We start from the raw sequence: 13,735 nt of genomic DNA on the forward strand, positions 1-13,735 counted from the left end.
TTTCAGTATACTTATCCTGAACGCCAAACAATCACTATTATTTAAGATGCAATAGATTAAGACAAACTCTGAATAAAAATCCGCACCGACTTTAAGATCATCTCCACCGCCAGCACGACCAGAATCAAACCCATCAAACGCTCGAAAGCCTTGAGGACACTGTCCCCCAGTAAGCGCTGCATCTGACCCGACAGCAACAGTACCACGGCACAGACTGACATGGTCACCGCGAGTGCTGCAATCCACTCTAGCTTACGATCTGGCGCTTGCGATACCATCAGCATCACCGTTGCCATTGCTGAAGGACCCGCCAACATCGGCACTGCTAAGGGCACGATGAGGGGTTCTTCAGGTAAGACTTCATTTTGATTGCCATGGGAGGATGCCGCAGGAAAGACCATGCGCATCGCGATCAAAAACAAGATGATCCCGCCAGCCAGTTGCAATGACAGATCACTAAGCTGGAACATCTCCAAAAAGCGATGCCCGCCGAGCATAAACATCAGCAGAATGAAAAAGGCGATGGAGACTTCACGCAGGATAATCTTGGGACGGCGCTTAGGCGCGACCCCACGGAGTGCATTGACAAAAACAGGGACGCCGCCCAAAGGGTCGGTGATCAGCAACAAGAGTATTGTTGCTGAGACAAAGGTGTTATCCATTAAAGCTACTCTACAAGCGCTACTTTTAAGCGCTAGCTACAAAACACACGACTGCATTGATTGATCGAACCCCATCAGTCGTGCAAAAAACGATATTAAAACAGTTGCTTTGAAATAGCTATTTCATCCCGACCACTAACCGGCGTGCACTCATGATGCCCGGCTGTTGTTCAAGACGCGCAAGTAACCGTGACAATTGCGCCAAACCTTTCACTTCGATTTGCAGCTTCATATTGGCGATACCATTCGACTCGGTGATGGTATTCACTTGCTGGATATTGATTTGATCTGAGAAGATGACTGCGGTCAGGTCTTTGAGCAAACCACGACGGTCATAGGCTTCGATGACAATCTGCACCACTTGACCACTGGTCGGTTGCATCTCCCAGCCTGCTTCAACCGCACGATCTGCATCCTGCACAATCAAACGGCCATATTCAGGGCAGTTGAGATTATGAATACTGACACCGCGATGCTGGGTGATATAACCGGCAATGGGTTCACCATGCACTGGCTGGCAGCACTGGGCAACATGCAATTCGACATTATCCAGACCATCAATCAAGATGCCATGCTGTGACAGCGTACGGCTGGCACGGGCATTGAGCGTGGGTTTTAACACCAGCTCAGGCGTGTCCTCATCTGGTTGCATCTGTTTGTTGATCTGATTCATCAGTTGATGCAGGCTAATATCACCCGTCACAAGACCAATCAGAATGTCATCACCGCTTTTGACATTAAAGGCTTTGGCGTAGTCGGCCAGATCGATACTTTTGGGATGAATCGCCAGACGTGCCAGCTCTTTGACCAGTGTTTCACGGCCAATCTCAAGATTCTTGCTGCGATCCTGCTGACGGAACCAATAGCGCAATTTGTCACGCGCATGAGCGGTCTTGATATAGCCCAGCGAGTTCACCAACCAGTCACGGCTCGGATCACGGTCTTTCTTGGTCAGAATCTCGACCTGCTCACCGGTTTTTAGCTTATAGGTCAGCGGCACAAAGCGCTGATTGACGCGTGCGGCATAGCAGTGGTTCCCCACTTGAGTGTGTACGTGATAAGCAAAGTCGAGGACGGTGGCGTCTTTCGGCAATTCTTTGATGTCGCCATCACGACTAAAGACGTAGATTTTTTCAAACTCGCCCCAGTCGTTCAGCGGATCGATTTCGCCTTCATCAAAATCAGGATCATCCTGATTCTTCGATTTTTTTCCATCTTGCTTGTTTTTATTCTCTTGATAATTCTCAAGGACGCTACGCAATGAATGTAATTTATGATCGAAAACGATATCGCCATTCTTCTTGCCGGCTTTGGTGCCTTCTTTATAGTTGAAGTGGGCACAAACGCCGAGCTCGGCTTCGTTATGCATATCCATCGTACGGATTTGCACTTCAAGCGATTTGTTCTCAGCCAAGACAGCGGTATGTAGTGAGCGATAGCCGTTAGCTTTGGGATTGGTGATGTAATCATCAAACTGATCAGGGATATGACGCCAGAGTTGATGCGCCACACCTAAAGCGTGATAACACTCTGGCACCGAATCGACCAGCACGCGTAATGCACGAATATCATAGAGCTGATCAAAGCTGAGCTGTTTGCTCTTCATCTTGCGATAGATCGAATAGATGTGTTTTACCCGTCCAGTGACTTCTGCTTTGATGCCTTGTTCCGCGAGGGCATCTTGCAGCCTTTTAGTCATATTCTGGATGTATTGCTCACGCTCAAGGCGCTTCTCGCTGAGGAGTGTCGCAATTTCTTTATAGCGCTCAGGCGACAGGAAACGAAAGGCAATGTCTTCGAGTTCCCACTTGAGTTGGGCGATCCCTAAGCGATGGGCTAACGGTGCATAGATGGTGAGGATCTCACGCGCAACCCGCTCTTGACGTTCACGAGACGCATTGGCGAGCTCACGCACCGCAAAGGTACGTTCGGCCAGCTTGATGAGCACCACGCGCACATCTTCGGTGACCGAGATCAACATCTTATAGATGCCGGACAAATGCTCACGCTGGTTATTTTCGAAATGATCTTCCAGACGGCGATTGCGCTCAATCAGCTCAGACAAGCCCCCCATCGCTAGCGTACTGCGAATCAAGGCTTGGATATCGGGACCGAAAACCGTACCGACTTCTTCTAAGGTAATGAGGTTTTCACGCACGCTACGAAATAGAACGGCAGCAACGAGTGTTTCTTCATCCACACGCAGATGCGTCAGAATGTCCGCCATGCCCACACCGGCATGATAGGCGTTGGAACGCTGTTCGATACGGGTATGCGCCGCATTAAATGCGCGACTTGCAACCAGCTCGCAGGCTTGATGCAATTGGCGGATTGCCGATTTACTAAGTTGTTTAGAGAGGCGTTTTAACCAACCTTCTATATCCAACTCGACTTCGCCATATACCGCCGGCCCTGCACCAGACACCAGTGCACGACTTGCTTCATCCATACGCAGCGGTAAATCTTCGCGTATTCTGACCATATCAACCTCTCGCCATGAGCGCGACTTTTTAAATCACTTCCAAATCATTATTTTTGTTAAAACAACACGATAAAACACGTCGTGCTGTCCAAAGACTTCCCATAAAACCAATCTGCCAATCCCTAGCATGCCTTCTACAAAAAAGCGTGTTGGTGATGAAGATGCCGCACCCTTGCCCTCTATAAACATAAACATCATCTATAGATAGAGTCGGTCAAAGTGCCCGTGCAAAAGAAGCAATTTTTACAGCTTACTTTTTCACAAACAATGCTATCGACTCGACATGGCTTGTATGCGTAAACATATCCATCACGCCAGCCCGCTGCATCACATAGCCTGCAGCGGTCAGTATACCTGCGTCACGTGCCAGCGTCGCTGGATTACACGAGACATAAACAATCCGTTTGGCGTTGAAGCGGGACAGATAATGCATCACCTCTTCAGCACCCGTACGTGGTGGGTCAATCAATAAGGCATCAAAGCCTTGGGCTGCCCACGGCTGGTGGGAGAAGTCCTTGGTCAAATCCTGTGCATAGAACTGGACGTTATCAAGGCCATTCAGCGCTGCGTTTTCACCGCCGCGTTGCACCATCTCCTCACTACCTTCCACCGCAACCACTTGACCTGTACTGCCAACACGTCGTGCTAGAGGTAATGAAAAGTTACCCAGACCACAGAACAGATCCAAAACGCGCTCGCCTTCTTTTAACTCAAGCAAATCGCACGCCAACGTCACCATCTGGCGGTTGATATCGCGATTCACTTGGGTAAAATCAAGGGGTGAGAAAGCAAACTTTATACCAAAGTCAGGAAGCTCATAGTGCAAACGCATCGGAGCATCAGGTTTATCGATGCGATGAACAGTGTCGTAGTTGCCCGGTTGTAGGTACAACTGCCAGCCGAGATTGCGGGCGTAATTAAGCAATTTTTCTGTGTCAGTTTGATGAAGTGGTGACAAATGTCGCACAATCATCGCCACACTGCCGTCTTCATGCTCATCACCCACAGCAATCTCAAGCTGCGGAATCTGTTCGCGTGCTTGCAAGGTGCCAAGCAAGGCTTTGAGTTCTTCGATCCGACCGCCAATCTGTGCATCTAAAACTTTACATTCACTCAGCTCAGCCAGATAGCTGCTCTTGCGCTCACGGAAGCCGACCAGCATGGCTTCTTTCTTAATCACGTACTTAGCACCCAGACGCGCTTTGCGTCGATAGTCGGTGCGAGTCGAACGTAGAGCGGGCAGCCACTCTTTAGGCGCAAGTCCACCGAAGTGCAGGAAGTGATCGCTCAACACACTTTGCTTAAACGCGATCTGCGCATCGGTAGACCAATGCTGCAAGCTACAACCGCCACACACGGTGAAATGCGGACAAATCGGTTCAACGCGATCAGGCGATGGGTTTTCAACCGACAGTGCATCCGCTTCTTCATACTTTTTATGGCTTTCATGTACTTTGGCAACCACCGTCTCACCCGGCAGTGCAAAAGAGATAAAGACTTTCTTGCCCAGTTTTTCAATCGGATGCTGGTATTTGCTGACCGTCACGCCTTCATCACCCGTAGTCGGTTGTGATCCGTAGTGACTGACGCCGCGTCCTTCATGGGAGAGCTTTTCAATATTAAAAGTTAAAGCGGGCTGCTCGCGCAGTTTCTCGCGTTGATTACGTCTCATGTATAGGTATCTTCTTCAATGCTGGCTGGTATAAGTCAAAAGCGCGTTAAGACCATTTAAGCCTTGATGCCATCGTCCGTTTAAACGCATCGCATCAAGGGTGGGTGTTAAACGCTTTTTAAAAATCATTCTGGCTATAGGTATTTTCGAGTGCGCAATATTATAAAACAAAGCAGCCCTTCCCCTGTGACTTATTTTTCATGCATTTTGAGCTTTTGGTTCATTTTGGGCGGAAGCGATGAGTCAGGACAACGTATTGAGGTGGGCATTCGCATTTTTTCTAAACACTGACCACACCGCACTCGCCCCAGCCTTATTAATCACTTTTTCGTATAAGTAATTTACTTTTTAATCGTTCTATTGGGATTAGCTTCTTATTACGATACCAACATATAAAGCGTTCCATTCATCATTTTTTGTCATTAGTCAATTTATGTTAACAAAGGGGTCAAACAACATGTCATTCAATAAAGCCTTCCGTCCAGCGCTGCTCGCGATCAGCCTGCTCACCTCAAGTTTTGCTGCTGTTGCCGCAGGACCAAACGAACTACTCAACGTGTCTTACGACCCAACCCGTGAGCTGTATGAATCCTTTAACGATTCGTTTGCTAAATACTGGGAAAGCAAGACTCACCAAAAAATCACCATCAAACAATCTCATGGCGGCTCAGGCAAACAAGCCCGTGCAGTAATCGATGGTCTAGAAGCAGACGTAGTGACCTTGGCATTGGCCTATGACATTGATGCAATCGCAGACAAAACTGACCTGCTGCCAAAAAACTGGCAAGCACGCTTACCAAACAATTCTACCCCATACACATCAACCATCGTGTTTCTGGTGCGTAAAGGTAATCCAAAAGCAATCAAAGACTGGGGCGATATCATCAAGCCTGGCGTTGAAGTCGTAACGCCAAATCCAAAAACTTCTGGCGGTGCACGCTGGAACTACTTGGCAGCTTGGGGCTGGGCAAAACAACAACCAGGTGGCTCTGATAAAACCGCTCGTGACTTCGTACAACAAGTCTATGCCCACACCAAAGTACTCGACTCTGGCGCACGTGGCGCAACCACTACTTTCGTTGAACGCGGTCAAGGCGATGTGCTCTTGGCTTGGGAAAACGAAGCCTACTTGGCAGTACGCGAATCTGGCGACAAGTTTGAAATCATCACCCCAAGCAAATCAATCTTGGCAGAACCACCAGTGGCAGTCGTTGATAAAAACGTAGACAAACATGGTACGCGTAACCTTGCAACGGGTTATCTGAACTACTTGTACTCACCAGCAGGTCAGGACATCGCGGCGAAGAACTTCTATCGTCCACGTAACCCAACCATCGCTGCGAAATATGCCAAGACTTTTGCGCCTGTGAAACTGTTCACCATTGATAAAGAATTCGGTGGCTGGACTCAAGCACAGAAAGTTCACTTTGGTGACGGCGGTGTGTTTGACCAAATCATCACTGCAAATGGTACTAAATAAGCTAAAAGCCCTTAAACAGAACCTCCCCTTGTGATCAAGGGGAGTGATTCCCACAACAAAAAGCTGAATCGTTTCAAAACTTTTTTAGTCTTTGAGCGTCAAAAGCCTGAACTCCCATAACAACGAATTACCCATACAACCAAACGCAAAACAAAGGTGACGAGCATGACTACGCTTATCCTTCCGGGTGTCGGTGGTAGTGAGCCTGCGCATTGGCAGAGCTGGCTGGAAACCCAGCTTGTGGATGCCAAACGTGTGGAGCAAGCGGACTGGAATAGTCCGGTGCTGCATACATGGCGCCAGTCGCTAGACCGCGAACTCTTGTTAAATGCCACAGAGCCAGTCTGGATTGTGGCGCATAGCTTTGGTTGTCTGGTCACCATGTCGGCACTCTCTAGTCGTGTGCTAGCCAGTAAAGTCGCAGGCGTGTTGCTGGTTGCACCGGCATCACCAGAACGTTTTTCACTGGAAGGCTTTGCGCGTAGTAAAGATCAAGCGATTGATCCCCATGCACCGCAAGCGCCAGCACTGCTCAGTCGTATCCTCCCCCGTGCACCGCTTGGGGTACCGATCCGTCTGATCGCCAGTCGCACCGACCCGTGGATGACTTTTGAAGCCGCAGAATGGTGGGCAACCCGTTGGGGCGCAAAGCTGATTGATCTTGGCGATGCCGGTCACATCAATGTTGCGGCAGGCTTTGGGGCATGGCCACAAGTGATCAAAGAGCTGAATACGTTGAAATATGGTTCACAAGCCGTTAAGCAATTTGCCACACGTCACTTAGACGGCAGCGTAATTGCCAAAGATAATTCGCTGACGGATCGTTTAACGAAAGATGAGCCCAGTAGCACAGCATCAGATGAGAATGAGCTGCTCCCTACTTCGCCCATTGACACAACCTTAACGGCAACGCCTATCGAGCAATCCGCTTCAAATCAGGCTGCCTTTGGTCAAGAGTCGCATGGCATCGACACATTAAAATTATTGAATAAGCAGGTGGTGTAATGAGTTCAACCCGCGTTTTACCTGGGTTTGGTTTGTCACTGGGCTTTACGCTCGTGTATTTATCATTGGTGGTTTTAATCCCGCTGTCGGCGGTCTTTATTAAAGCTGCGGGGATCAGTGCAGATGATTTATGGAAACTGGTGAATTCACCCCGTGTACAAGCGTCGTTCTATCTGACTTTTGGCGCGTCATTGATTGCGGCACTGATTAATGTCTTTTTTGGTTTGCTGCTTGCGTGGTCTTTGGTGCGTTATTCCTTTCCGGGTAAGCGCTTGGTGGATGCCCTGATTGACTTGCCGTTTGCGCTGCCTACTGCGGTTGCCGGTATTGCGCTCACCACGCTATATGCCAGCAACGGTTGGATTGGTCACTTCCTTGAGCCATGGGGCATCAAGATCGCCTACACACGCATTGGGGTGACTTTGGCATTGATTTTTATTGGTTTACCGTTTGTGGTGCGTACCGTACAGCCTGTTCTGGCCGACCTTGAAGTGGAATTGGAAGAAGCGGCAGCAGCACTGGGTGCTCAGCGCTGGCAGACAATCTGGTATGTGATTTTGCCAGTCCTGTTCCCTGCCCTGCTGACAGGTTTTGCATTGGCGTTTGCACGTGCAGTGGGTGAATACGGTTCGGTGATTTTTATCGCGGGCAACATTCCGCTCAAGACCGAGATCGCACCGCTTTTGATCGTGTCGCATCTGGAAGAGTATGACTATGTTGGCGCTACGGTGATCGCTGCAATCATGCTAATCATCTCGTTTATTTTGCTACTGCTGATCAACGTGCTGCAGAACTGGGCTAGCCGTAAAACGGGCCGCACTGCCGTATCGTAAGCAGAAAAGATAATCCATAAACGACTGATTAAATAAAATTATTGTGAATTGTGAGCATAAACCATGAGTATCAACTCTTCACTGGGTAGCTATGAGTTAGCCAAGCGCCTTGAACGCAGTGACGCAACACGGGAAGCCGGGTGGCTACGCGGATTGATTTTAACCATTAGCCTCGTGTTCTTTGTGTCTTGTCTGCTGTTGCCACTGATTTTGGTGTTTGTCGAAGCGTTTAGAAATGGCTGGCAAACCTATCTGCAAGCCATCGTCGATCCTGAAACGATGTCGGCAGTCAAACTGACGTTACTAACGGCTGTGGTTGCCGTGCCTTTGAACGTGATTTTCGGAATTGCCGCGGCTTGGGCCATTGCCAAGTTTCAGTTCCGCGGTAAGGCCTTCTTGACCACATTGATTGACTTGCCGTTTTCGGTGTCACCCGTGGTTGCAGGTTTGATGTTGGTCTTGGTGTTTGGGACCCGTGGATGGCTCGGAGACTGGCTCAGCCATATTGATTTTAAAGTGATCTATACCCCGCTCGGTATCATTTTGGCGACTGTATTTATCACCGTACCCTTTGTCGCACGAGAGCTGATTCCACTCATGGAGTCGCAAGGCAATGAAGAAGAAGAAGCTGCGATTGTATTGGGTGCAAGTGGCTGGCAAACCTTCTGGAATGTGACGCTGCCGAATATCAAATGGGGTCTGCTGTACGGGGTGATTCTGTGTAATGCACGAGCGATGGGGGAATTTGGTGCGGTATCGGTGGTGTCCGGACACATCCGCGGCGAGACCAACACCCTGCCGCTGCAAGTTGAGATTCTTTATAACGAATACAACTTCAGCGCTGCATTTGCCGTGGCATCACTATTGGCTTTCTTGGCTCTGGTGACGCTGGTGATTAAAACTTGGGTTGAAAGCCGCGCTAGTCGTGATGCCAAAGCCGAATAAGACCTGATCTGGATTAGCAATACAGCATCGACGCTGACGCCATTAATGATAGTAATGAATTGAAGAGAATCTTATGAGCATACAAGTTAAGAATATTGATAAGTTTTTTGGTGAGTTTCACGCGTTAAAAGACATCTCCCTCGACTTCCCGGAAGGAGAACTGGTTGCCCTGCTCGGCCCATCAGGCTGTGGTAAAACCAGCTTGCTGCGCATCATCGCGGGCCTTGAAAGTGCCGATCACGGACAAGTGCTGCTGGAAGGTGAAGACGCCACCACGACCCACGTGCGCCAACGTCAAGTCGGTTTTGTGTTTCAGCACTATGCGCTATTTCGCCATATGACTGTATTTGACAACGTGGCCTTTGGTCTGCGCGTACGCCCACGCAGTACCCGTCCAAATGAAACCGAGATCAAACGCCGTGTATTGCAACTGTTGGACTTGGTGCAATTAGGCTTTCTGGCCGATCGCTTCCCTGCCCAGCTTTCTGGTGGACAACGTCAACGTATCGCCCTTGCCCGTGCACTGGCTGTTGAACCCCGTGTACTCCTGCTTGATGAGCCATTTGGTGCGCTGGATGCCAAAGTGCGTAAAGAACTGCGCCGCTGGTTGCGTAACCTGCATGACGAACTGCACATCACCTCGATCTTCGTGACCCATGATCAGGAAGAAGCGCTGGAAGTGGCCGACAAGATTGTCGTAATGAATCAGGGCAAGGTTGAGCAAATCGGTACACCGCGTGAAGTCTACGAGAAGCCAGCCACGCCGTTTGTGTTTGACTTCTTGGGTCAAGCCAATCGTTTTGAAGGTCAGGTGGATGGTCATCACTTGCAGATCAATCAGGATTCACTGGCACTGCCTGTCTCCTATCAGCAAGGCAATGTGATCGCGTTTGCGCGTCCACATGAGTTGGAGATTCTGACCACGGCACAAAGCACGCCGACCCTTGCAGCAACCGTGCTGCGTGAGGTGTGGGTTGCAGGACAGACCCATGTCGAAGTTCTCGACAGCAAAGGGCAAGTGATTGAAATCACGCTGGATGCAGAACGCTTGAAAGAGCTGGACCTAAAACCCCAGCAGCAGGTGTGGATTACCGCGCGTAACCTGCATGTTTTTGAAAACAAGCCTCATTAATACATCGCTTTAATATGAGTCGCCTGTTTTAACAGCAGTTAAATGCAAGATTGTTATAGAAATATTATTTTTTGAAGAATATTGCTTATTATCATTTACTATAAAGAAAATTGATTATAAGCACTTTATATTCTAAGTAGATTGTGCAGCCGCACATCACGTGGCATGTTTTTCATCAAACAATCGACGTGATGTGCGGCTTAAAGAACCACCGAAATAAGATGAGAGCAAAACATTATGAACTTTCAACAACTACGGATTATTCGCGAAACGATTCGCCAAAAATTTAATCTCACCGAAGCTGCGGCGGCTCTTTATACCTCGCAATCGGGTGTGAGTAAACACATCAAGGATCTGGAAGATGAACTGGGCGTGCAACTGTTTGTGCGCAAGGGTAAACGTCTGCTGGGTTTGACCGAACCGGGTCAGGCACTGTCGAGCATCGTGGATCGCATGCTGATTGATGCCGACAATATCAAGCGCCTATCCGCCGACTTCACCTCTACCAATGAAGGTGAATTGATCATTGCCACGACGCACACTCAAGCGCGTTATGTATTACCACCGATCGTGGCGCGCTTTAAACAAGCGTTCCCGAAAGTACATTTGATCCTACAACAAGCCAGTCCGGTTGAAATTGCAGAATTGGTCTCCCATGGTGAAGCGGATATTGGTATTGCGACCGAATCTTTGACGGGCTATCCGCAGTTGGTATCGTTCCCCTACTACCGCTGGGAACACAGCTTGATCGTGCCGCAAGGTCATCAGTTGTCACAGCAAAAGACCATTACCTTGTCAGACCTTGCCAACTGGCCACTGATCACCTATCACGGCGGTTTTACCGGTCGCTCCAAGATCGACGAGACCTTTAGACAAGCCAAGCTCACCCCTGATGTGGTGATGTCAGCACTGGATGCCGACGTAATCAAGACCTATGTCGAACTGGGCATGGGTGTAGGTATCGTGGCATCTATCGCCTTTGACCCTGAGCGTGACCGTCGTCTACAGCAGATCGAAACCTCGCTGTTTGGTGAAAACGTGACCCTGCTTGCGGTACGCCGTAACCATGTGCTACGCGGATTTGCCTATAAGTTTATCGAACTGTGCAACTCTGAACTCGACATCAAAGTCGTGCGTGAAGCGGCGCTGTCTGAGGTGGCATAAACCACCTCTTGCCTCCTCCTTTTCAGCGACAAAAAAAAACCCTCACATGATTGAGGGCTTTTTTATTCATCAAATCTTAGGACGCCATGATCGGCACTTCAATACCTAAACGCTGGTTTTCTTGCTCTTCTTCTCGGCGAGCATCCAATAAGACATAAGCCTTTGGAATCAAACGACGCGCGATGCGATTGACAGGACGTTCCACCCACGGGTGCAGTTTCATGCCCAGCGGATTGGTCTCGGCAATCGATACATCCCCGATCACCCGCGTGCCCATGATGTAATCAAACCATGGACGGGTCACGCACCAATTGGCGTTTTGATTACTGTTCATATGGTGCTCGTAGTGCCATGGCAGATTTTGCTTGGCCCACTCCGTATCCAGATGCGCTTTGCTATGTAGGCGCCAGTAGCGTGAAATCCCGTAATATAAGCCCATGGTAAAGAACGGTGCAACAGGTAGAAAGACCGTACTCGTCACCGCAAGCCCGATCAACGCCGTTTTTTCATTGTACATTTCGCTGTTTTTAAACATCGACTCGGCATAGCCTGCATCATGAAACTGATTCAGTCGTGCACGTTTATGGTGGGCGATATGGGTGAAAAACGGACTATTACGAAATTTGCTCGGGTACTCATGTAACCATACTTTGTGGGCATACCACTCAAACGCATTCGCCGCAAAAACCCCAACTGGAAAACCCAACATCATCATGGCCTCATCATTGTCGATGGGATCATTTTAGGAGTGTTTGGCCCATTCGCTTTGACTCTAGAGCCATTCATGCAGATGTCAGATCAGTCTACCTCGTTTGAATTTTGCTTACGATGGCGATAATCGGTAGGGGTTTCTCCAGTCCAGCGCTTGAACGCACGGGTAAATGCCGAAGGCTCTGAAAATCCCGTTAAATAAATGATTTGATCCAGAGGCAACTGTGTCCGGGACAGCAAGCGCCGTGATAAACGCTCGCGATAGGCCGCCACGACGTCATTAAAATTAGTGCCAATCTGCTGAAGATCACTGCGCAAAGTCCGTGCGCTTTTATCCAATTTGGCTGCGACCATTTCCAGCGTGGCCTGCCGCTCTTCCAGCAAACCACCCAGCTCGCGCTCCACCTGATAGATCAGTTCGCGCTTCTCAAGGTCGCCTAAATACTGCTTGGCAACCACTTCATGCATCAGCAGTAATTTGGGCTCTGCCGCAGGCGAGACTCGTTCGAGCTGATGCGCTGCAAACCGCACACTGCTTTCTGGCATACCTAAGAGAACTGGACAGCCATAAACCTCGATATAGCGTGCTGCATCTGCACCGTGTTCATAGTGCAGCCAGACTTCACTGGGTGCAAAGGCACCTTCGGAGATATAGCGGAAAAACTGTAAAAATATAGCAAAAGCGCATTCTTGATAGTGGCGTACAGGATGATCAAAACCGGTCAGAATCGCGGTGTCACCATCAATCCGAAGCTCAAACTTTAGGGCATCGGTCAGTAAGCGGTGATAACGCATGGCCCGCATGATTCCTTCGCCAAAGGTTGGGCTACTTAAAAATAAGTACTCCAGCACCTGCCCACGAAACGGCGGCATCAATCCACCAATCGTCAGACCAATGTCCGGATCTCCACTGATCCGTTCTGCCGCATCCCAAAAGCGCCGCTGGGTGGAGTTATTACGGCGTACACTCGTATCTGGTGGTTCATCCGGCAGATTGACACTCGAAAAGATCGCAGCCGTATCCAGCCCAGCTTTTTGCATGGCTTGGTAGGTCATCCACAGGAAGATGCCGGCGTCACTGGTCATGGCGGGGTGGGACATTTGGAGTTAAACCTATGACTGCTTGCGACACAAATCAGGTCTTAGCCCCCAGCTTAAACCAAAAGCATAAGCCCAATCGTTGGGTTGCCGATCCATGCCAAAATACTCAATCTCTGCGTTAAACGTGCCCTTACAAAAGATCATTGTTTTACCCAAACCGCGTCCTAAATCTCTCAGCTCTGACTCTTGTTTAAACTGCCAGCCATGTTTCGCAAGCTCATCGACGTAGTATTGTCGAATTTGCTGATAACTCGCTGTTGATAAGTAATAACCTTCAACCAAGGCATGCTGGTCTTTAAAAGTCGATTGATAATCTTGACTGATCGCGTGCGGCAAAGGGGCAATCGCTTTGAATTCTTTCTCTAATTCTTTTCGAACAGGCTCCCCAGTAGAAGGCTGCATCGAAAAATAAATAAAGACCGCTAAAAAGATAAGCGAGATTATTGTCCACAAAACACCCAACCATTTTTTTTCTTGCCAGAGGGTTTTTATAGAAGGTGTTCTTTTAAAATTCATCGGCGTCATGGATTAATACCATCAATGATTAA

12 protein-coding genes are annotated in these 13,735 nt (G+C 49.0%); 6 read left to right on the forward strand and 6 right to left on the reverse strand.

Annotated features, from left to right (window positions below; all coding sequences use genetic code 11):
- Positions 1–56: 56 nt before the first annotated feature.
- From HYN46_RS13195 to rlmD, 3 genes are all read right to left on the reverse strand, one after another.
- Positions 57–662 carry a MarC family protein gene (locus tag HYN46_RS13195; RefSeq protein WP_114899810.1) on the reverse strand — a complete coding sequence of 202 codons (606 nt, stop codon included), beginning with the start codon at positions 660–662 and terminating at the stop codon, positions 57–59.
- Positions 663–780: 118 nt separating this feature from the next.
- On the reverse strand, positions 781–3,144 hold the full coding sequence (locus tag HYN46_RS13200) for a RelA/SpoT family protein (RefSeq protein ID WP_114899811.1): 2,364 nt from the start codon (positions 3,142–3,144) through the stop codon (positions 781–783).
- 250 nt (positions 3,145–3,394) lie between these two features.
- Positions 3,395–4,816: a 23S rRNA (uracil(1939)-C(5))-methyltransferase RlmD gene (rlmD, locus tag HYN46_RS13205; protein WP_114899812.1), complete on the reverse strand. Its 1,422-nt coding sequence runs from the start codon at positions 4,814–4,816 to the stop codon at positions 3,395–3,397.
- Between the two features lie 457 nt (positions 4,817–5,273).
- On the opposite strand from rlmD, the gene HYN46_RS13210 reads away from it, so the two are divergent.
- The 6 genes from HYN46_RS13210 (at position 5,274) to HYN46_RS13235 (ending at position 11,375) form a co-directional block, all read left to right on the forward strand.
- Positions 5,274–6,296, forward strand: coding sequence for a sulfate ABC transporter substrate-binding protein (locus tag HYN46_RS13210; RefSeq protein ID WP_114899813.1), 1,023 nt, complete (start codon positions 5,274–5,276; stop codon positions 6,294–6,296).
- 165 nt (positions 6,297–6,461) lie between these two features.
- Positions 6,462–7,301 carry an RBBP9/YdeN family alpha/beta hydrolase gene (locus HYN46_RS13215; protein WP_114899814.1) on the forward strand — a complete coding sequence of 280 codons (840 nt, stop codon included), beginning with the start codon at positions 6,462–6,464 and terminating at the stop codon, positions 7,299–7,301.
- Positions 7,301–8,134 carry a sulfate ABC transporter permease subunit CysT gene (gene cysT, locus HYN46_RS13220; protein WP_114899815.1) on the forward strand — a complete coding sequence of 278 codons (834 nt, stop codon included), beginning with the start codon at positions 7,301–7,303 and terminating at the stop codon, positions 8,132–8,134. The genes HYN46_RS13215 and cysT overlap by 1 nt, the downstream gene beginning before the upstream one ends.
- A 63-nt stretch (positions 8,135–8,197) precedes the next feature.
- Entirely contained in the window at positions 8,198–9,079 is an 882-nt protein-coding gene (cysW, locus tag HYN46_RS13225; protein WP_114899816.1) for a sulfate ABC transporter permease subunit CysW, read from the forward strand.
- A 73-nt stretch (positions 9,080–9,152) separates the two neighbouring features.
- Positions 9,153–10,211, forward strand: coding sequence for a sulfate/molybdate ABC transporter ATP-binding protein (locus HYN46_RS13230; protein ID WP_114899817.1), 1,059 nt, complete (start codon positions 9,153–9,155; stop codon positions 10,209–10,211).
- A 237-nt stretch (positions 10,212–10,448) separates the two neighbouring features.
- Positions 10,449–11,375 carry a CysB family HTH-type transcriptional regulator gene (locus HYN46_RS13235; RefSeq protein WP_114899818.1) on the forward strand — a complete coding sequence of 309 codons (927 nt, stop codon included), beginning with the start codon at positions 10,449–10,451 and terminating at the stop codon, positions 11,373–11,375.
- Positions 11,376–11,451: 76 nt separating this feature from the next.
- Here the strand turns inward: HYN46_RS13235 and HYN46_RS13240 are convergent, their stop codons facing one another.
- The 3 genes from HYN46_RS13240 to HYN46_RS13250 all read right to left on the reverse strand — a co-directional run bounded on the left by HYN46_RS13240 (position 11,452) and on the right by HYN46_RS13250 (position 13,703).
- Positions 11,452–12,084 (reverse strand): sterol desaturase family protein, encoded by a 633-nt coding sequence (locus tag HYN46_RS13240; protein ID WP_114900769.1) that lies wholly within the window; start codon positions 12,082–12,084, stop codon positions 11,452–11,454.
- Positions 12,085–12,173: 89 nt separating this feature from the next.
- Complete coding sequence (locus HYN46_RS13245; protein ID WP_114899819.1) at positions 12,174–13,187, reverse strand: AraC family transcriptional regulator; 1,014 nt, start codon at positions 13,185–13,187, stop codon at positions 12,174–12,176.
- A gap of 12 nt (positions 13,188–13,199) precedes the next feature.
- Positions 13,200–13,703: a hypothetical protein gene (locus HYN46_RS13250; RefSeq protein WP_162818200.1), complete on the reverse strand. Its 504-nt coding sequence runs from the start codon at positions 13,701–13,703 to the stop codon at positions 13,200–13,202.
- Between the last annotated feature and the right edge of the window lie 32 nt (positions 13,704–13,735).

Origin of the sequence: Aquirhabdus parva (genome assembly GCF_003351745.1) — a bacterium.
GTDB classification, from domain to species: domain Bacteria; phylum Pseudomonadota; class Gammaproteobacteria; order Pseudomonadales; family Moraxellaceae; genus Aquirhabdus; species Aquirhabdus parva.